Source organism: Streptomyces sp. NPDC047042, from assembly GCF_040644035.1.
Classification (GTDB): domain Bacteria; phylum Actinomycetota; class Actinomycetes; order Streptomycetales; family Streptomycetaceae; genus Streptomyces.
Map to the genome: position 1 here is coordinate 1 of NZ_JBEYVP010000042.1, position 19,069 is coordinate 19,069.

Genomic DNA, 19,069 nt, shown 5'->3' on the forward strand with positions numbered 1-19,069 from the left:
GCACCGGCCGTTGGGCACCGGCCGTTGGGCACCGGCCGTTGGGCACCGGCCGTTGGGCACCGGCCGTTGGGCACCGGCCGTTGGGCACCGGCCGTCGGGCGCGGGGCGCTGGGAACGGGCCGTTGGGCAGCGGCCGTTGGGCGTCGGGCGTCGGCCGTCGGGCGCTGGGCACCGGGCGCTGGGCACCGGGCGCTGGGCACCGGGCGCCGGCCGTCGGGCACCGGCCGTCGGGCGCTGGGCACGGGGCGCTGGGCAGCGGGCAGCGGGCAGCGGGCGTCGGGCACGGGGCGCTGGGCGTCGGGCACCGGGCGTCGGGCACGGGACACCGGGCGTTACGCACCGGCGCTGGGTGCTGCGCACCGGCGCGTGGGTGTGCCGGTCAGTGCCGTCAGCTCGTCGCGACCCGGACCGGTACCCGGATCCCCTCGATGACGAATCCGCTGCGTACCCGGGACGGCATGCGGTTCAGCGGGATCCTCAGGTTCTGTGCGGGCACCGCGTACTCCAGGTCGGCCAGGCGCGGCCCGAACGCGCGCAGCAGGGCGATCGTGATGTCCTCGCCGGGGCAGCGGTGACCATCGGTGCGGTCGCCGCCGCCCTGGGGGATCAGTTCGTCGCGGGCCGGCGGGTGCTCCAGGAAGCGGCGCGGGTCGAAGGTGTACGGGTCCGGGAAGACGTCCGGGTCGTGGTTCTGCCCGTACACGTCGAGCAGGACCAGCGCGCCGGACGGGATCGGCTCCCCCTGCCAGTGCAGGTCGGTGACGGCCCGGCCGCCGAGGAAGGGGGCGAACGGGTAGAAGCGCCGCACCTCGTGGGCGAACGCCACGGCGTACGCGGTGTCGTCCTCGCGCAGCCGCTCCCGGATGTCGGGGGCGCGGTGCAGCGCGTGGGCGGCGTAGGTGACGAACCAGCACACCGCGACGGTCGGCCGGATGACGTTGAGCAGTTCGACCGCGGCCGTGTGCGGGTCGAGGTGCCTGCCGTCGGCGTCCCGGTGCAGGACCACCGTGTCGAGCGCCGAGCCGGTCGGCGCGGTGGCGGTGCCCCGCCGTACGTCCTCGACCAGGGCCGCGAGCCATGCCTCGGCGCGGGAGCGGGCGCGCCGGGCCCGCCAGTGGCGCGGGCCCGGCGTGGCGAAACCGTCGACCATGGCGACCAGGTCCCGGGCCACCTCGTCGGCGTCGGCGAGGGGCAGGCCGGCCCACCGGCAGACACCCCTGGTGAGGATGCGGCTCGCCTCGTCGAAGACGACCACCGAGGGGCGGCCGGGCCACGACGACACGGCCTCGTCCCACTCCCCGGTGACCTCCTCCACGACCCCGGCGACCGCCCGCGCCCCGGTGAGCAGGGAGAGGAACATGCCCTTGCGGACGCGATGGGCGTGCCCGTCCAGGGTGTGCACGGCCCCTTGGCCGAACAGCGTGCTCAGTACGGGCCCGGGGAGCGCCGTAGCCCGCTCCGCGTGCTGTTCGTCGTAGAAGAACCGGACGGCGTCCGGCCCGTGCAGGGCGACCGTGTGCTGCCCCATCAGCCGGGTGCGCACGACGGGGCCCGAGGCGTGGCGCCGACGGTCGGGCAACCAGGCGTACCCCTTGGTGAGCAGGGCGAGCGAGCTGTCGGCGAGCGGGGAGCGGCGACTGTGATCCATGGCTTGCCGGGTGCCCCTCGGCCCTGGCCGGAAACGCGGCATCCGGGTGAGTCCCGGCCGTTTCCGCTCAAACGCGACGGGTACCTGGCCGTGGCCCTGCACGGCCCGGATCAACGAGGAGGCCCAGGTGACCTTCAATCCCCTCCAGCAGCAAGGCATCCCCCTCGACCAACAGCTCCGCAACTGGCGTGAGCTCGACGTCGAGCCGATCGACCCGGACCACTGCGACCCGTACACCCGCTGCCGCGTCATCGCGATGAACGGCATCGAGGTCGAGGCGATCCTCTTCAGCCACCAGTTCGCCCGGCACTGTCCGGACCCGGAGGTCAAGAAGCAGCTCGCGGAGGTCCGTTACATCGAGCAGCAACAGCAGAAGGCGGTCAACTGGCTGCTGCCCGGCCTCGCCTCGGTCCTCGAGACGACGATCGCGTACGAGCAGGTGGCGGTCGACCTCACCGGCTGGGTGGCCCGCGCGGAACCGGACCCCTACCTCAAGCAGGCCTACCAGTTCGGCGTGCTGGAGGACTTCGACCACCTGTACCGGTACTCCAACCTCTACGAGATGATCGAGCACCGCAAGGCGGACGCGATCGTCGAGGGCCTGACCGAGGTCATGCCGGGCCGGCCGACGAAACTCCACCACCGCCACCCCGTCGACAACGTGCGCGAGCCCTACGACCGGGCGACGGTCGACCCGCTCTCCCGGCTGCACGCACTGACGATCATGGCGGCCGAGCAGCAGACCATGAACTTCTATCTGAACGTCGGCCCCCAGTACATGGAGCCGATCGCCCGGCAGCTCTACCAGGAGATCGCCCTCATCGAGGAGGAGCACGTCACCCACTACGAGTCGCTGGTCGACCCGGGTGAGAGCTGGTGGGAACAGCTCGTCCACCACGAGTACAACGAGTGCTACCTCTACCACTCCTTCATGGAGACCGAGCCCGACCCGAAGGTGCGGGCGATCTGGGAGCTGCATCTGAACATGGAGCTCGAACACCTCCGTATCGCCTGCGACCTGATGCGCCGTCACGACGGGCGCGAGCCGCAGGAGGTGCTGGCACCGGAGCTGCCGAACGTGCTCACCTTCGAGCCGAACAAGGCGTACCTGCGCGAACTCCTCGACACCCAGATGGACTTGACCACGCTCGGCACGGGCTATGTACGGGACGCCCATGAGCGGTTCCAGCGGATGCAGGATCGGATCCACGGCGGTGAGGAGCCGCCCAGCGAGCGGGTGATGGTGCAGCACCAGGAGATGTTCGGCCGCGAGTACCGCTCGCAGACCGAGGGGGAACACCCCGACGCCGCGTCCAGGGAGCGGAGCTGACATGGCCGGGATCGCAGTGAGCGAGTCCGATGTCGATGTCGTGGCCCTGCTGATGCGGCAGCACGGCGACATCCGCAACCTCTTCGACGAGGTCGAGCGGTCCACGGGCGACGACCGCCGGAACGCCTTCCGGCGGCTGGTGCGGCTGCTGGCGGTCCACGAGACCGCCGAGGAGGAGGTGATCCATCCCTTCACCAGGACGTCGGTGACCGGCGGCGAGGGGGTGGTGGAGGACCGTCTCACGGAGGAGAGGACGGCCAAGGAGACCCTCGCCGGGCTGGACGGTACGGACACCGACGACCCCAAGTTCCTCTCCGAACTCCTCACCCTGCGCACCGAGGTGATGGCCCACGCCCGCGCCGAGGAACGCTACGAGTTCATCCACATCCGCCGCACCGCCGACCCCGAACGCCTCACCTCCCTGGCCGGCGCGATCAAGGCGGCCGAGGCGATGGCCCCCACCCGCCCCCATCCGGGCACCGAGTCCGCGGCCAAGAACATGACCCTCGGCCCGGTGGCCGCGCTGGTCGACCGTACGAGGGACGCGGTCCGCTCGGCCATGGGCAAGGACGGCTGAGCCGAAGCACTCCGAGGGCCTGTGCCGGCCACCCACCGTGCACCATGGTCGGAACGGGCCCGCACCCCCTCTGGCCCTCCGCGTATCGCGTCGGTCAGGAGGGGGTGGCGGGTGCTTTCGCCTCCGCGCGTCGCGGCCGTGTCCTGACGACAGGGGTCGGCAGGTCGTCCAGGAGGCGTTGGGTGTCCGCCGTCAGCCCGCCGAGCTCGGGCGTGGTCTCGGCGTGGCCGCGGGCGAGGACGCGGGTCAGTCGGCCGTGCGCCGACGCCGCCGTCTCCGCCGCCTCGGTCCTGTCGCCCTCCTCGGCGGCGAGCACGTCGCCGGCGGACCGCAGGAGGGTCGCGAGGATGCCGGGCACTCCGGCCGGCAGCACGGTGACCTCGCTCAGCGTGCGCGTCGTCGCCCTGATGTCCTCGGCGATCCGGTCCCAGACGATGTCCCACTCGGCCTGGGGAGGCGCGGACAGGGATCTGCGCATACGGTGCCCGGGGTTGAGCCGGTAACTCTCGTCCGACCAGCGCCGCGCCGACCGCAGCTCCGTCACCACGTCGGTGATCCACACCGCCCTGTCGTACCAGCGAAGGGCCTGCTCCCGGTCGTACGGTCCGTCGAGGCCGTCGGCGGCGGTGTGCAGCAGGTCGGCGCACTCCTCGGGCAGCCGCCCTCGCAGCCGGCGGACGTTGCGGGAGTGCACCGGCGGCAGGACGAAGGCGTTGACGCAGATGCCGATGACCGCGCCCAGCAGGGTCTCCAGAAGCCGGTGCAGGATGTCGAACCCGGTGTACGAGCCGTAGCCGAGCACGAAGAGGGCGGCCGTCGGCGCGTACAGGCCCTCCGCGCCGAAGCGCGCGTAGTTGCCGAGCAGCACGGTGAGCGGTAACGCCAGGGCCATCGCCGCCATGGTGTCCCGGGTCAGCGCGCCCGCGCCCGCGGCGAGCAGCGTGCCCGTCACAACAACGGCGAACTGCTGCAACCCCGACACGAGCGACCGGTAGACAGTGCGCTGGACAAGGAACAGCGCGGTCCACGGCGCGAGCAGGGCCATGGGCGCGTTCCACCACCAGCCCGCCAACGCCCAGGCCGGCAGCGCGGCGCCCGCCGCCTTGAGGGACTGCACGGCCGTGTCGCGCTCGGGCCCGGCCTCGGTGACGCACCTGCGAGCCGAGCGCCGTACGGAAGCGGCCTCCTGGCGGACCGAGCGCCAGACGATCCGACCGATCCGACCCGCGTGCCCCTCCCTCCGCCTCACGGCAGCGGGGTGCCGCCCGTCGCGTTCAGGATCTCCGCGGTGACGAAACTCGCGTGGGTCGAGGCGAGGAAGACGAACGCCGGTGCGATCTCGGCCGGTTGGGCGGGCCTGCCGAGCGGTGACTGCTTGCCGAACTCGGCCGTGTCCGGGAGCGTCGCCGGGATCAACGGCGTCCACACCGGGCCGGGCGCCACGGCGTTGACGCGGACGCCGTCGGAGGCCACCATCTGCGCGAGCCCCTGCGTGAACGTCACAATGGCGCCCTTCGTCATCGCGTAGTCGAGCAGATGCGGACTCGGCTTGTACGCCTGCACGGAGGTGGTGTTGATGATGGAACCCCCGGCGGGGATGTGCGGCAGGGCCAGCTTGCAGAGCCAGAACATGCCGTACAGGTTGGTGCGCACCACCCGGTCGAACTGTTCCGTGGAGATCGCCTCGATGCCGTCCGGCTGGGACATCTGGTAGGCCGCGTTGTTGACGAGGACGTCGATCCGGCCGAACTCGTCGACGGCACGCTCCACCAGCTTGCGGCACTGCTCCTCCTCGCGGATGTCGCAGACCACGGCGACGGCTGTGCGGCCCGCCTCCTCGACGAGGCGCACTGTCTCGGCGGCCTCCTTCTCCTCCTCCGGCAGATGGGTGAACAGCACGTCGGCGCCCTCGCGGGCGTAGGCGAGGGCCACCGCGCGCCCGATACCGGAGTCGCCGCCGGTCACCACTGCCTTGCGGTCGCGGAGGAGCCCGCTGCCTTCGTAGGAGTCCTCGCCGTGGTCGGGCGGCGGGTCTATGGGGCCGGTCCAGCCGGGGTGCGGCTGGTCCTGCTGCGGGAAGTCGGGGCGTGGGTGCTTGTCTGTGGGGTTCTCGGGCACGGGAACTGCTCCTCGGTCGTCGGGTGAGGTCGTGGGCGAGCGGGACATCGCGCGGCCCCGGGCACCCCCGTCCGACGGGGGTGAGCCACTCTCGGAGTGCCCCCGCCGACGTGATCCACACAGACCGGGATCCGGCTCACGCTGGACTCGTACACATGTGCGTGGTCACAGCATCCGGTTCCGTGACGGGCCCGTTTGAGACCGGGGAAGCGGGGCACCTGGACCGCAGGTGCTTGGGATCACAGGCCCGCCGCGGGAGGCCGAACATCGGCCGACGTCGGGTGCGTGTGTGCACGTGTGTGCCGCCCGGAGCTCTCCCGCCGCAACCCCCCACTTCTCAAGGGAGAGCTCTCATGCTGATGGCCCACCCCACCGTCCTCGCCGACCTGCTCGAGAGGTACGAGATCCTGCGCGCCCGCCACGCCCAGGAGAACAGCGCCCAGGCCCTCCAGCGCCTGAACGACGTCTCCTACACCCTGTGCGTCGCCACCGGCACCCGTGACATCGCCGCCGCGCTGAAAGCCGCCCGCCACCGCGTCCTGGGCGCCCGTTCGAAGAGCGACAGGGACAGGACCGACTCCATCAAGGCGGACGCCATCAAGGCGGACACCATCAAGACGGACACCATCAAGGCGGACACCATCAAGGCCGACCTCTGACGGGGTCGTTGGGAGGCACGCGTGGACGCCGTTTCCGTGGACCGGATCGCACGCCCCTGGGGCAGCCGAACCCCGTACGGAAGGAACGAGTCGTGGCCCACGCGCGTGGACACCCATCTGGCGGCGGGCGTGGAACCGGAGCAGGTGCAGCGGTGGGTGCAGACCGCCTCCCTCCTCCACTCCGACGGCGACGCGATGGACATCGCGGTCGTCGACGGCCGGATGGTCGGGGTACGGGGCCGCGCGCGGGACCGGGTCAACCGCGGCCGGCTCGGCCCCAAGGACCTCTTCGCCTGGCAGGCCAACGCCGCCCCGGACCGGCTGACCGAACCCCTGGTCCGCCAGGACGGACGGCTCGTGGAATGCGACTGGGACACGGCGATGGAGCGGATCGTCGCCCGTTCGCGGGACCTCCTGCGGGAACGCGGCCCGGGATCCGTCGGCTTCTACACCAGCGGGCAGTTGTTCCTGGAGGAGTACTACACACTCGCGGTGCTGGCCCGGGCCGGGATCGGCACCAACCACCTGGACGGCAACACCCGGCTGTGCACGTCCACCGCCGCCGAGGCGCTGAAGGAGTCCTTCGGCTGCGACGGACAGCCGGGCAGCTACGACGACATCGACGACGCCGACGTGATCGCGCTGTTCGGGCACAACATCGCCGAGACCCAGCCCGTGCAGTGGATGCGCATCCTGGACAGGCTGGAGGGCGCCGACCCGCCCCGGCTGCTGTGCGTCGACCCGCGCCCCACGCGTGTGGCCCGCCGGGCGGCCGTACACCTCGCGCCGCGCGGCGGCACGAACGTGGCCCTGCTCAACGCACTCCTGCACGAGCTCATCCGTACGGACCGAGTCGACCACGACTACATCGAGGCGCACACCGTCGGCTACGAGGAACTGGCCTCCCGGGTCGAGGAGTGCACCCCGCGATGGGCCGCCGGGATCTGCGACCTGCCCGCCGCCCGGATCACCGAGGCCGCCGAGCTCCTCGGTACGGCCGACCGGCTCCTGTCGACCGTGCTCCAGGGCGTCTACCAGTCGCACCAGGCCACCGCCGCGGCCGTACAGATCAACAACCTGCACCTGATCCTCGGCATGCTCGGCCGACCGGGCGCCGGCGTGCTGCAGATGAACGGTCAGCCCACCGCCCAGAACACCCGCGAGTGCGGCGCCAACGGCGACCTGCCCGGATTCCGGAACTGGCAGAACGACGAGCACGTGGCCGACCTGGCCCGGGTGTGGAACGTCGACCCGCAGACGATCCCGCACTACGCCCCGCCCACCCACGCGATGCAGCTGTTCCGCTACGCCGAACAGGGCTCGATCGGCATGCTCTGGATCAGCGGCACCAACCCGGCGGTCTCCCTGCCGGAGCTGTCCCGCATCCGGTCGATCCTCGAACAGGAGCGGCTCTTCGTCGTCGTCCAGGACCTGTTCCTCACCGAGACCGCCCAACTCGCCGACGTGGTCCTGCCCGGCGCCACCTGGGGCGAGAAGACCGGGACGTTCACCAACGCCGACCGCACGGTCCATCTGTCCGACAAGGCGGTCGAACCACCCGGCGAAGCCAGGCCCGACCTGGACATCTTCCTCGACTACGCGGCGCGGATGGACTTCCGCGACAAGGACGCGAACCCCCTGATCGACTGGCACGACCCGGAGTCCGCCTTCGAGGCGTGGAAACGCTGCAGCGCCGGCCGCCCCTGCGACTACACCGGCCTCACCTACGACAAACTGCGTGCCGGAAGCGGCATCCAGTGGCCCTGCGACGAACGGGCCCCGGACGGCACGCCCCGCCTCTACACCCACGGCGTCGACTGGGCCCGCCCCGACCTCTGCGAGTCGTACGGCAAGGACCTGGTGACCGGCGCCGCGAACGAGGCCACCGTCTACCGCGCCCTCAACCCGGACGGCAAGGCCGTCATCAAGGCCGCCGCCTACCTGCCGCCGCACGAGAAGCCGGACGACGCCTACCCGTTCCAGCTGCTCACGGGCCGTACCCTCTACCACTTCCACACCCGTACGAAGACCGGTCGCACGCCCCAGCTCAACGCCGCCGCTCCCGAGGTCTGGGTCGAGGCGTCCGTGTCCGACGCGATCCGGCTCGGCCTCCGGGAGGGCGACCTGGTCGACGTCACCACCCCTCGCGGAGCCGTACGGGCGCGCCTGCGCATCACCGACATCCGCACCGGACTGCTGTTCGTCCCCTTCCACTACGGCTACTGGGACACCAAGGCCGGACACACCCCCGACGGCGACACACCTGGACGGGCCGCGAACGAGACGACCGTCACCGACTGGGACCCGGTCTCCAAGCAACCCCTGTTCAAGACGGCGGCCGCCGCCCTCCACCTCGTACAACGCGGAGACGGCCAAGCGGCCCCCGCACCGACGACCACCGCCTCGGCCCCGGCACACGCGGACTCCGTCCCGGCCACCGAGGGCGGCCGGGACGCCCTGGTCACGGAGGCGACCGAATGAAAAGCGTAAACGGCGTAAACGGCGTGAATAGTGTGAACGGCGTGAACGGCGTCAGCCACACCCTGCTCGCCCTCCACCACGGCGAGAAGCGGCTCGCCGCCCACCTGACGGCGACGGCCGAACGCCACAGCGCGGAGCACGAGGTCCACCATGTGGCCACGGATCTCGCCCACTGGTCCCGCGAACACGCCCGACGCCTGGCGCGGGCCGCCCAGGACCGGGACACCGACCTCACCCCCGACCCCGACCCGGACCCCGACGACCTGCCGGCCTGGACAACGGACGGCCACCCCCAGCCGGGACTGCTCCTTCTGCACGATCTCCGGGAACTGCACCTGGCCGCCACGGAGAACTCCCTCCTCTGGGAGATGCTCGCCCAGGTGGCGCAGGCCACCAGCGACGACGAACTGCTCACCCTGGCGTCCTCGTGCCATCCACAGACCCTGCGTCAGATGCGCTGGACCAACACCATGATCAAGACTCTCTCCCCGCAGATCCTGTCGAGTCTTTGACGGTCCCGTTTCGGCCCTCTGGAAGCGTGTGCCACCTGCGGAAGCCCTTGCCCGTCTAGGCTGCTGACCGCGCGTCCGAGCAGGTTGGCGCAGTGAACGGGCGGATTACGGGCGGATTGCGGTCTACGGGAGGGCTGACCTCATGAGCAGGGTCTGGTTCATCACCGGTGCGAGCAGTGGTTTCGGACGGGCCGTCGCCGAGGCGGCGGTCGCCGCGGGTGACGTGGTCGTCGGTGTCGCACGGCGTACGGGCGCGTTGGACGGCTTCGTGGCCGCCCACCCCAAACAGGTCCAGGCCCTGCGCCTGGACGTCACGGACCTGGCCGCGGTGGAGGTCGCCATCCAGGACGTCCTCGCCTGGCACGGACGGATCGACGTCCTGGTCAACAACGCGGGGCGTACGCACGTCGGTGCCGTCGAGGAGACCACGGACGCCGAACTCCGTGACCTGTTCGACCTGCATGTGTTCGGCCCCGCCGCGCTCGTACGGGCCGTCCTGCCGCACATGCGGCAGCGGGGGTCGGGCGCGATCGTGCAGATGAGCAGCGTGGGCGGACAGCTCTCCGCGCCGGGTTTCGGGGCGTACAGCGCGACCAAGTTCGCGTTGGAGGGCATGTCCGAGGCGCTCGCGGCGGAGGTCAGGCAGTTCGGGATCAAGGTGCTGATCGTCGAACCGGGCGCTTTCCGGACCGAGTTGTTCGACGGCGGGCGTGCGGGTGCCAGCCGGGACCTCGGCGTCTACACCCGTACGGTGGGCGAGACCCGCCGAATGGTCGCGAACGGGGACGGCACCCAGCCCGGTGACCCCGCCAAGGCGGCGGCCCTGATCCTGGCCGCCCTGGACGCCGACGCCGGCCACACCCCGCTGCGCCTGCCGCTCGGCGACGACGCGGTGACCGCCGTACTCGGCCATCTCGACCAGGTACGGGGTGACGTGGCCGACTGGGAGAAGCGCGCGAGGGCCACGGGCTTCGACGACGCCTGACGCTCCAGCGGAGCGGGTGGCGGGTAGCGGGTATCAGGCCGGCGGCGCCGGCACCATTGCTGACGACGCCGGCCCGGTCTTGAGCCCCGCTCCGCACAAGGGCACCACCGCCGTCCTCGCCCCGCTCGCCCCGAGCACCGCTCCCTCCCGTACGGCGGCCCAGCAGGCCACCCCGGTCGACTCCACGTACAGTCCCCGGGACGCCAAGTCGGTCTGCGCGTGCCGGATCTGATCCTCCGTGACCGTGAGGAACGTCCCGCCGGAGTCGCGTACCGCGCGCAGGATCTGGCGGGCCCGGGGCGGGTCGGGGATCGCGATGCCCTCCGCGAGGGTGGGCGAGGCCGGGGGAGGGGTACTGCCGGAGAGGTCGGTGGCGCCCTCCGCCCAGGCGTGGGCCAGCGGGGCGACGGCCGCGGCCTGTACGGCGTGCAGCGCGGGGCGCCGGTCGATGAGGCCCGCGGAGTGCAGTTCGGCGACGGCGAGGGCGGCGCCGAGCAGCAGGGTGCCGTTGCCGACGGGGACGACGATGACATCGGGCAGACGCCCGCCCATGTCCTCCCACAGCTCGTGGACGTACGTCTTGGTGCCGTGCAGGAAGTACGGGTTGTAGACGTGGGAGGCGTAGAACGTCCCCGGTCCGTCCGCGGCCTCGCGGGCGGCCGCGGCCGTGGCCGCCCGGTCCCCGTCGATGATGTTCACGCGGGCCCCGTGGGCCCGGATCTGCTCCAGCTTCTTCGCGGAGGTGCCCTCGGGTACGTAGACCGTGCAGGGCAGGCGGGCGCGGGCACAGTACGCGGCGATCGCCGTGCCCGCGTTGCCGCTGCTGTCGGCGACGACCTGCCTGGGCTCCAGACGAAGGGCCAGCTCGGCGAGGAGTACGGCGCCCCGGTCCTTGAAGGAGAGGGTCGGCATCAGGAAGTCGAGCTTGGCCGAGATGCCGTCACGGAGTTCCACGAGGGGGGTGCGGCCCTCGCCGAGGGTGGTCGTGGGAGAGGCGAGCGGGAGCGTCTCCGCGTACCGCCAGAGGGAGTTGACCCTGCCGCCCAGGGACTTGAGGGGCGCCGGGGTCGGGACGAAGTCGAGGTCCAGGGGCCCCCGACAGAGAGGACAGCACCAGACGAGGGTCCCGGCGGGGACACGGGTGCCGTCCGAGGGGCAGTAGGAGTCCGGCAGTGGGGTCATGTACGCAGGGTAGTTGCGCGGGGCGGGATGGGGCGGACGTCGCGTTTCCCACCCACCCGCCCGTTCACCGCATGTGATCAGCGCGGCCCAGGCATTTTCAGCCCGTCCGGCGTTTGAGGACGAGGCCCGTTCAGGGCCGTGGCGGGGGTCTGGGGGCGGCAGCCCCCAGGGATGGGAACGGGTAGGGGCGGCGGGGGGCGAAACTCCCTTACCATGCGCCAAGTCGCACGCCAGTTCACACCACCCCGACGAGGAGCCCGGCACTCGTGGCCATACCCCCGCCCCCCGGACCCGACCAGCCGCCGTACCCCTCGTACCAGGGCCATCCTCAGAACACCCCCCAGAGTCACCCCAGCCCCTACATCAACCCCTACCCCACCCCCCAAACCCCCTACGCCCCCTGGCCCCAGGGCTACTCCCCGTACAACAACCCCACCCCCGTCAACGGCGTCGCCATCGCCTCCCTCGTCCTCGGCATCCTCTGCTTCCTCCCCGCCCTGGGCCTCATCCTCGGCATCATCGCCCTCGCCCAGATCCGCAAGAAGGGCGAGCGCGGAAAGGGCATGGCCGTCACAGGCGCCGTGCTGTCGACCGTCGGACTCGCCCTGTGGACCCTGCTGCTCGCCACCGGCGGCCTGACCGCGGCCTGGGACGGCTTCAAGGACGCCGCCAACGACAGCGACAGCGCCTTCTCCCTCGTCAAGGGCGACTGCTTCGACGCCCCCGACGGCTCCCTCGAAGGCATCGCCTACGACGTCGACACCGTCCCCTGCTCACGCACGCACGACGGCGAGGTCTTCGCCTCCTTCAAGCTGCCGGCCGGCTCCTACCCCGGCGACGACCGCGTCACCGACATCGCCGACGACCGGTGCTACGCCCTCGAGGACAGCTACGCGATGGACGCCTGGGCCGTGCCCGACGACGTCGACGTCTACTACCTCACCCCGACCCGCCAGAGCTGGCGGGCCGGCGACCACGAGGTCACGTGCGTGTTCGGCAGCGTCGACGCGAACGGCAGCCTCACCGGTTCGCTGCGCAAGGACGAGACGACGCTCGATCCCGACCAGTTGGCGTACCTGAAGGCGGCCCATGTGCTCAACGCGGCGATGGACACGGCGCCCGACGAGGAGTACGTCGAGGACGACCTGCCCGGGCACCGGAAATGGGCACAGCGGGTGACGGCCGCGCTCGACGAGCAGGCGCGCCTGCTCACCGAACACCGGTTCGCCCCGGCCCACGCGCCGAGCGTCGCCGCCTTGGTGCGGGATCTGCGCAACGCGCGCGTGGAGTGGGCGAAGGCGGCTCAGGCGGCCGACGCGGACACGTTCTACGACCACTACGACGCCGGTGACAAGCTGCTCGACGTCAACCGCACGATCACCGCCCGCAAGGCTCTGGGGCTGGCGACGAGCCCGCCCTCCTACGAGCAGGGCGGCAGCGGCGACGAAGGCAACGACGGAAGCGGTGGCGGAAACGGAGACGGTGACGGTGCCGGTGACGGGGACACCGGCATCGAGGTGTAGGGAGAAATCGCAGCGAGGCTGCCTTCGTCATGCCTTCTGAAGGCACAAGTCATCACATCGAGTGATTCTCTGGCCCCTGCTTGCATGTCACAACCCATGGTTGCCACGCTGTTGCTGTCTGTACAACCTGATGGGAGCGGCCCGTGACATTCGGTGAGCAGCCGGCCTACCTGCGTGTCGCGGGTGATCTACGAAACAAGATCGTCGACGGTTCGCTCCCACCTCACACCCGCCTCCCCTCCCAGGCCAGGATCAGAGAGGAGTACGGCGTCTCGGACACGGTCGCGCTGGAGGCGCGCAAGGTGCTCATGGCCGAGGGCCTCGTCGAGGGCCGTTCCGGGTCGGGCACGTATGTGCGTGAGCGGCCCGTGCCGCGCCGTATCGCCCGCTCCGGCTTCCGTCCGGAGGGTGGGGCGACGCCGTTCCGCCAGGAGCAGTCCGACGCGGAGGCGCGCGGCACCTGGGAGTCCAGCAGCGCGCAGACCGGGGCGAGTGCGGCCGTCGCCGAGCGGTTGCGCCTCCGGCCCGCCGACCGCGTGATGTGCACGAAGTACGTCTTCCGGGACGCCGGGGAGGTGATGATGCTGTCCACCTCCTGGGAACCCCTGGCGCTGACGGGCCGTACGCCGGTGATGCTGCCCGAGGAGGGTCCGCTCGGCGGGATGGGGGTCGTCGAGCGGATGGCGGCGATCGACGTGATCGTGGACAACGTGACGGAGGAGGTGGGCGCCCGCCCCGGCCTGGCCGAGGAACTCCAGGCCCTGGGGGGCGTCCCCGGTCATGTGGTGCTCGTGGTGCAGCGCACGTACTACGCCTCGGGGCGGCCGGTAGAAACAGCAGACGTCGTCATCCCAGCGGACCGCTACCAGGTGGCGTACCACCTACCGGTGAAGTAACCCAGCCGACCGACCCCGGGCCGTCGGCCGAGGGTCTGCGGCTCGGTGGGGGCTGGGCGCGCAGTTCCCCGCGCCCCTGGAGGCTGCCCCTGCGGGGCGCCTCCAGGGGCACCGCCCCCGGGCCTGCGCCGAGTACCCGGGCCTGCGGCCCACTGCCCCCGCGCCTGCGGTCGACCGACCCGGGACGTACGGCCGACGGGCCCCGGCCCGCCGCCCCCGCCCCCGCAGCCGACCGTCCCCTGCGCCTCTGCCCGCCGCCCCCGACCGCCCCCTGGGCCTCTGCCCGCCACTCCGTGCCTGCAGTCGACCGTCCCTTGGGTCCAGGCCCGCCGCCCCCGGGCCCGCAGTCGACCGCCCCCCTGCCCCGCAATCGCCCCCAAGCGACCGCCCCCGCAGTCGATCTCGGTCGGATCCGGCCGAATTCTGTTCGGCTCGGAGCGATCCCGTGCGATCCGGACTCAGCAGGGTCGGCCCGGGGAAGTGCCCCGCGCTTCCGGGGCGGTTGGGCTCTCGAGTGCTCCCCCCTTCACCCCTGTCCCGGCAATCGCCGTTGCCCGTCCCGGTGTTGGGTTCTGGCCGTTCTCGCAGGTCGACCCGAGGGGTGCCTTATGCCGCTGACCGGACACACCATGCCCTTTCGACGGCGCGTTCGACGTCGTGCGCCCCCTTCCCTCTGGCCGGTTGGCGTACCTCTTTGTGAAAAGCCGTATTCGCTGCGTAAAGGTTAGGCGTAGGGTCGGGCATATGCGGATTGCGGTTTCCTTAGCGGGCGGGGCGCGGCGCAAGCCGGGGGCGGGAAGTGGAGGGGCTCCATGAGCGACGGGACGATCACTCTTCCCTGGCTCGTCATACGGCAGGACGACAACGGCAATCGCTATCGAGTGGGCCGGTACGCGACCCGCGCGGAGGCTCAGAAGATCGCCGACAGTCTCGAAGACCGTGGCCACAAACAGCTCTACTGGGTCGAGCGGGTCGGGCAGAACGGAACCCGGTGATCCGGCTCCCGTAGGCTCCGGCCATGACGGAACGGACGGAACGGACGGAACGCACGGAGCCGGCGGCGGCAGCCGCAGGGCCGGCGCGCGCGGCCGAGAAGCGAACCGTGGTCGTGGGCGGCGCCCTGCTGCACCGCGGACGCCTGCTCGCCGCCCGCCGTAGCGCGCCCCCCGAGCTGGCCGGCCGCTGGGAGCTGCCCGGCGGCAAGGTCGAGCCGGGGGAGGCGCCCGAGGACGCCCTCGTACGTGAGCTTCGCGAGGAGCTGGGTGTTGACGCGGAACCCGTGGAGCGCATCCCCGGGGAGTGGCCGCTCAAGGCGCCGTACGTCCTGTGGGTCTGGACCGCCCGGCTCCTGGACCACTCCGCCGAGCCGAAGCCCCTCCAGGATCACGACGAGCTGCGCTGGCTGACTCCCGCCGAGATCTGGGACGTGGAGTGGCTGGATCAGGACGTACCGGCGGTACGGGAAGTTGCCGCCCGGGTGAGGTGAGCTGCCCGGCCGGGGGGCGCGGGCTCACCAGGCCCGACAGGAGGCTCTGGGCGTGCCCGTCGCGTGCGGCCCCTACGCCGTTCGTGCCATAGTGCGCCCTCGTGGGCGGTAATGAGCGCCGAATACCGGGTATGTGCCCATTAACCCCATGAAACCGGACATGGGTGGGTTGCCGGCCTGGGAAGTGATCGGCGTGATCGACACCGAAGGCGACTGTGCCGAGTGGAGCTTTCCGGCGGAGCCCGGCGCCGTCCGTGGGGCTCGCACGGTGGTGCGCGGGCAGCTGCGCAGTTGGGGCCTCGACGATGTGGGTGACATCGTGGAGTTGCTGGTCAGCGAGCTGGTGACCAACTCGCTGAGACATGCCGCGGGACCCATTGGTGTCCGGCTCGTGCGGCCTTCCGACGGTGCCGCCACGCTCCTGGTCGAGGTCTCCGACCCACTGCCGGACATGCCCCACGAGCGCGCCGCCCGCCTCGACGAGGAGGGCGGCCGGGGCCTCCAGCTGGTCGCCCGCTCCTCCAGCCGCTGGGGCACCCGCCCCGCCGACGCGGGCAAAACGGTGTGGTTCGAACTGTCCGTACCGGGATGAGCAGGGATGAGCAGGTGAGCAGGGATGAGCGTACGTAACCGACAGTCGCGGACCCTCTACCGGGATGAACCGCGACTGTAACCGCGGCTGTACGTCCGCCCCACCCTGTCGACCACCTGGTTCAGGCCACTGGCAGTTGTCGACAAAGGGGATTCGACCCGTGGTCCCCTGGTTAGAAGACTGGGAGTGTTGTCGCGGGCCGGTCCGAAAAGCATCGGGACGGTCCTGTGATCGTGAACACCGTGTTGTGGGGCGCCGTAGTGCTGGATACTGCGGGCAGCCGCCCCCGGTGACCGGTGCCGGACGCGGTGAGCTGGAGGGGACGGTTCGCGTGAGCGAGATACCAGCGAAGGCCACGGAGTCCAAGGACCCGTCGGGCGGCGCGAGTGCGAGGGCCGCGGGTGACGCCGCGGCCGGCGCGCCACGCCGTGCGGCGCGCGCCGGGGGCTTCGCCGACGGTGACGCGGTACGCGATGCGACACGTGAAACCGCCCGTGACACCATGGGCGATTCGGTGCGCGATACGACACGTGACACCGCGCAGGACCACACGCGTGACGTGACAGGTGACCCCATGTGGCAGAGCAGCCCGCCCGGCTCGATCTACGACTACATCAAGGTGGCGTCGTTCTCCATCGGCCCCGACGGCCTGGTGGACCAGTGGAGTCTGCGCGCCGAGAAGATCTTCGGCATCCCCGCCGCGCGGGCCGTGGGCATGGACCCCATCCAGGCGTTCATCGACCCCGACCTGCGCGAGCGCGGTCAGCGCAAGATGGCGGAGATCCTCGACGGCCGGGAGTGGACCGGCGTGGTCCCGTTCCGTATCCGCGAGCCCGACCTCGGTGAGGACGGTCTGCGTGAGGGTCTCGCCGAGGTCTATGTGATGCCGACGCGGACGGAGGAGGGCGAGAAGGCCGCCGTCTGCATCGTCGTCGATGTCCGGACGCTGCGGCAGATCGAGACCGACCTCGCCGCTTCGCAGGCGATTTTCGGCCAATCCCCGTTCGGCTTCATCCTGATCGACACCGACCTCCGGGTCCGGCGCGCCAACCAGCGCTTCGCCAACATCTACGGCGGCACGGTCGACGACCACCGGGGCCGCGGTGTGTACGACTACCTGCGCTCTCCCGAGGCCGAGCGGGTCTCGGCGACGCTCCGTCGGGTCCTGGAGACCGGCGACTCGATAACGGACATGCACATCACCGGGTTCGTGCCCGGCTCCGACGAGCGCCGGCACTGGTCGATCAACCTGTACCGGGTGCACAGCGGCAGCGGCCGCCCCATCGGTATCGCCTGGCTCGGCCTCGACATCACCGCCCGCCGGGCCGCCGCCCGCGAGGCCGCCGCGGCACGGCGCAATCTCGCCCTTCTGAACGAGGCCGGCTCCCGCATCGGGAACTCCCTGGACCTTGAGACGACCGCGCGCGAACTCCTCGACGTCGTCGTCCCCGGCTTCTGCGACCTCGCCACCGTCGACCTGTACCAGGGGCTGCTGGTCGGCGAAGAGACCCCGCCCGGTCTCGCCGACGGCAGCGCCGAACTGCGCCGCGTCGCCTTCGCCAGCGCCGTCTCCGACGCGCCCCTCGCCGGCGGCCAGGCACCCGTGTCCCTCGGCGCCGTGCACCACTTCCCGTTCAACTCGCCCTGCGCGGACGCCCTGCGCACCGCCCGCCCCCAGTTCGTCCCCGCCGAGGGCGCCATCCAGTCCACGCTGGCCGTCCCGATGGTCGCCCACGACACCGTCGTAGGCCTCGCGCAGTTCTCCCGTACGAAGGGCAGCGAGCCGTTCGGGGAGCGGGACCGGGCGCTGGCCTGGGAGTTGGCCGCGCGGACCGCCGTCTGTATCGACAACGCCCGGCTGTACCGGCGTGAGCACGAGCGGGCGCTGATACTGCAGCGCTCCCTGCTGCCCCCGGGCGACCCGGAGGCGTCCGGCCTCGACATCGCCTGCCGCTATCTGCCCGGCAACGCGGCCACCGAGGTCGGCGGCGACTGGTTCGACGTCATCGAACTCCCCGGCAACCGCACCGCGTTGGTGGTCGGCGACGTGATGGGACGCGGGCTGCGCGCCGCCGTCGCGATGGGTGAACTGCGTACCGCCGTCCGCACCCTGGCGCTTCTCGACCTCGAACCGGCGGAGGTCCTCTCCGCGTTGGACGAGATCGCGCGCGGCCTCGGCACCCCCGGTGGCGTCCAGCAGGCCACCCGCGCGGCCCGTCAGCCCCGCGACGCCGACCTCTCCGAGGTGTACCTCGCCACCTGCATCTACGCCGTCTACGACTCGGTGACCCGCAGGTGCACCTTCGCCAACGCCGGCCATCTGCCGCCCGTGCTCGTCGAACCGGGCGAGGACGCGCTGATGCTCGACGTGCCGCCGGGCATGCCGCTCGGTGTCGGCGGCGAGCCGTTCGAGGAGGTGGAGGTCGAACTACCCGAAGGTTCGCTGTTGGCGCTCTACACGGATGGACTGGTCGAATCCCGCGATCATCCCCTCGACGAGGGCCTGCAGGCGTTCGTCGGCGCCCTGCGCGATCCCTCCCAGCAGCTGGAGGACGTCTGCGACCACGTCCTCAGCACCCTCGACACCCACCACGGCGAGGACGACATCGCCCTGCTGATGGCACGCGTCCAGGGGCTGCCCGCCGATTCCGTCGGCGACTGGATCCTGCCCCGCGAACCGCGCAGCGTGGGCCGGGCCCGCGAGTACACCCGCACGCAGCTCACCGCCTGGGGCCTCGAAGCCCTCATCGACACCACGGAGCTGCTGGTCAGCGAGCTGGTCACCAACGCCCTGCGCTACGGCGAGGGCGAGATCAGGCTCCGGCTCCTCCTCGACCGCATGCTGGTGTGCGAGGTGTGGGACGCCGGCCTGGTCCAGCCGCGCCGCCGCCGCGCCCGCGACACCGACGAGGGCGGACGCGGCCTCCAGCTGGTCGGCCTGCTCAGCGCGGCGTGGGGCTCCCGCCGGACCCCGCGCGGCAAGACGGTCTGGTTCGAACTCCCGCTGCCTGAGGCGGGAACGGTCCTCGCGGACCCGGCGGAGGCACTGCTGAGCCTGTTCTGACGCGCCGGCGCGGAGC

At 71.5% G+C, this 19,069-nt stretch carries 16 protein-coding genes; 12 read left to right on the top strand and 4 right to left on the bottom strand.

The window, feature by feature from the left end; genetic code table 11:
• Nucleotides 1-388 precede the first annotated feature (388 nt).
• Complete coding sequence (locus ABZ855_RS37910; protein ID WP_360814913.1) at nt 389-1,648, bottom strand: cytochrome P450; 1,260 nt, start codon at nt 1,646-1,648, stop codon at nt 389-391.
• Nucleotides 1,649-1,775: 127 nt separating this feature from the next.
• Here ABZ855_RS37910 and ABZ855_RS37915 point away from each other — a divergent pair, with 127 nt between their 5' ends.
• A complete protein-coding gene (locus ABZ855_RS37915) occupies nt 1,776-2,978 on the top strand; it encodes a hypothetical protein (RefSeq protein WP_360814916.1) in 1,203 nt (400 codons plus the stop codon).
• A gap of 1 nt (nt 2,979) precedes the next feature.
• Nucleotides 2,980-3,555: a hemerythrin domain-containing protein gene (locus ABZ855_RS37920; RefSeq protein ID WP_360814919.1), complete on the top strand. Its 576-nt coding sequence runs from the start codon at nt 2,980-2,982 to the stop codon at nt 3,553-3,555.
• A gap of 94 nt (nt 3,556-3,649) precedes the next feature.
• Here the strand turns inward: ABZ855_RS37920 and ABZ855_RS37925 are convergent, their stop codons facing one another.
• Nucleotides 3,650-4,804: an aromatic acid exporter family protein gene (locus tag ABZ855_RS37925; protein WP_360814922.1), complete on the bottom strand. Its 1,155-nt coding sequence runs from the start codon at nt 4,802-4,804 to the stop codon at nt 3,650-3,652.
• Complete coding sequence (locus ABZ855_RS37930; protein ID WP_360814925.1) at nt 4,801-5,721, bottom strand: SDR family oxidoreductase; 921 nt, start codon at nt 5,719-5,721, stop codon at nt 4,801-4,803. The genes ABZ855_RS37925 and ABZ855_RS37930 overlap by 4 nt, the downstream gene beginning before the upstream one ends.
• 305 nt (nt 5,722-6,026) lie before the next feature.
• Between ABZ855_RS37930 and ABZ855_RS37935 the strand changes: the two genes are divergently transcribed.
• The 4 genes from ABZ855_RS37935 (at nt 6,027) to ABZ855_RS37950 (ending at nt 10,310) form a co-directional block, all read left to right on the top strand.
• Entirely contained in the window at nt 6,027-6,332 is a 306-nt protein-coding gene (locus tag ABZ855_RS37935; protein WP_360814928.1) for a DUF5133 domain-containing protein, read from the top strand.
• Nucleotides 6,333-6,353: 21 nt separating this feature from the next.
• Nucleotides 6,354-8,813, top strand: coding sequence for a nitrate reductase (locus ABZ855_RS37940; RefSeq protein ID WP_360814931.1), 2,460 nt, complete (start codon nt 6,354-6,356; stop codon nt 8,811-8,813).
• A gap of 41 nt (nt 8,814-8,854) precedes the next feature.
• Entirely contained in the window at nt 8,855-9,325 is a 471-nt protein-coding gene (locus ABZ855_RS37945) for a hypothetical protein (protein WP_360814934.1), read from the top strand.
• Nucleotides 9,326-9,467: 142 nt separating this feature from the next.
• The gene (locus ABZ855_RS37950; RefSeq protein WP_360814936.1) at nt 9,468-10,310 is read left to right on the top strand and encodes an SDR family NAD(P)-dependent oxidoreductase; all 843 of its coding nucleotides are present in this window, start codon (nt 9,468-9,470) and stop codon (nt 10,308-10,310) included.
• 33 nt (nt 10,311-10,343) lie between these two features.
• Here ABZ855_RS37950 and ABZ855_RS37955 read toward each other — a convergent pair whose 3' ends face one another.
• Nucleotides 10,344-11,492: a pyridoxal-phosphate dependent enzyme gene (locus tag ABZ855_RS37955; RefSeq protein ID WP_360814939.1), complete on the bottom strand. Its 1,149-nt coding sequence runs from the start codon at nt 11,490-11,492 to the stop codon at nt 10,344-10,346.
• A 266-nt stretch (nt 11,493-11,758) separates the two neighbouring features.
• On the opposite strand from ABZ855_RS37955, the gene ABZ855_RS37960 reads away from it, so the two are divergent.
• From ABZ855_RS37960 to ABZ855_RS37985, 6 genes are all read left to right on the top strand, one after another.
• Complete coding sequence (locus ABZ855_RS37960; protein WP_360814942.1) at nt 11,759-13,015, top strand: DUF4190 domain-containing protein; 1,257 nt, start codon at nt 11,759-11,761, stop codon at nt 13,013-13,015.
• 143 nt (nt 13,016-13,158) lie between these two features.
• Nucleotides 13,159-13,911, top strand: coding sequence for a GntR family transcriptional regulator (locus ABZ855_RS37965; protein WP_360814945.1), 753 nt, complete (start codon nt 13,159-13,161; stop codon nt 13,909-13,911).
• Between the two features lie 812 nt (nt 13,912-14,723).
• Nucleotides 14,724-14,906, top strand: coding sequence for an SPOR domain-containing protein (locus tag ABZ855_RS37970; protein ID WP_360814948.1), 183 nt, complete (start codon nt 14,724-14,726; stop codon nt 14,904-14,906).
• Nucleotides 14,907-14,929: 23 nt separating this feature from the next.
• Nucleotides 14,930-15,397 (top strand): (deoxy)nucleoside triphosphate pyrophosphohydrolase, encoded by a 468-nt coding sequence (locus tag ABZ855_RS37975; protein WP_360814952.1) that lies wholly within the window; start codon nt 14,930-14,932, stop codon nt 15,395-15,397.
• 160 nt (nt 15,398-15,557) lie between these two features.
• The gene (locus tag ABZ855_RS37980; RefSeq protein WP_360814955.1) at nt 15,558-15,989 is read left to right on the top strand and encodes an ATP-binding protein; all 432 of its coding nucleotides are present in this window, start codon (nt 15,558-15,560) and stop codon (nt 15,987-15,989) included.
• A gap of 331 nt (nt 15,990-16,320) precedes the next feature.
• Complete coding sequence (locus ABZ855_RS37985) at nt 16,321-19,053, top strand: SpoIIE family protein phosphatase (protein WP_360814958.1); 2,733 nt, start codon at nt 16,321-16,323, stop codon at nt 19,051-19,053.
• The last annotated feature ends 16 nt before the right edge of the window (nt 19,054-19,069 follow it).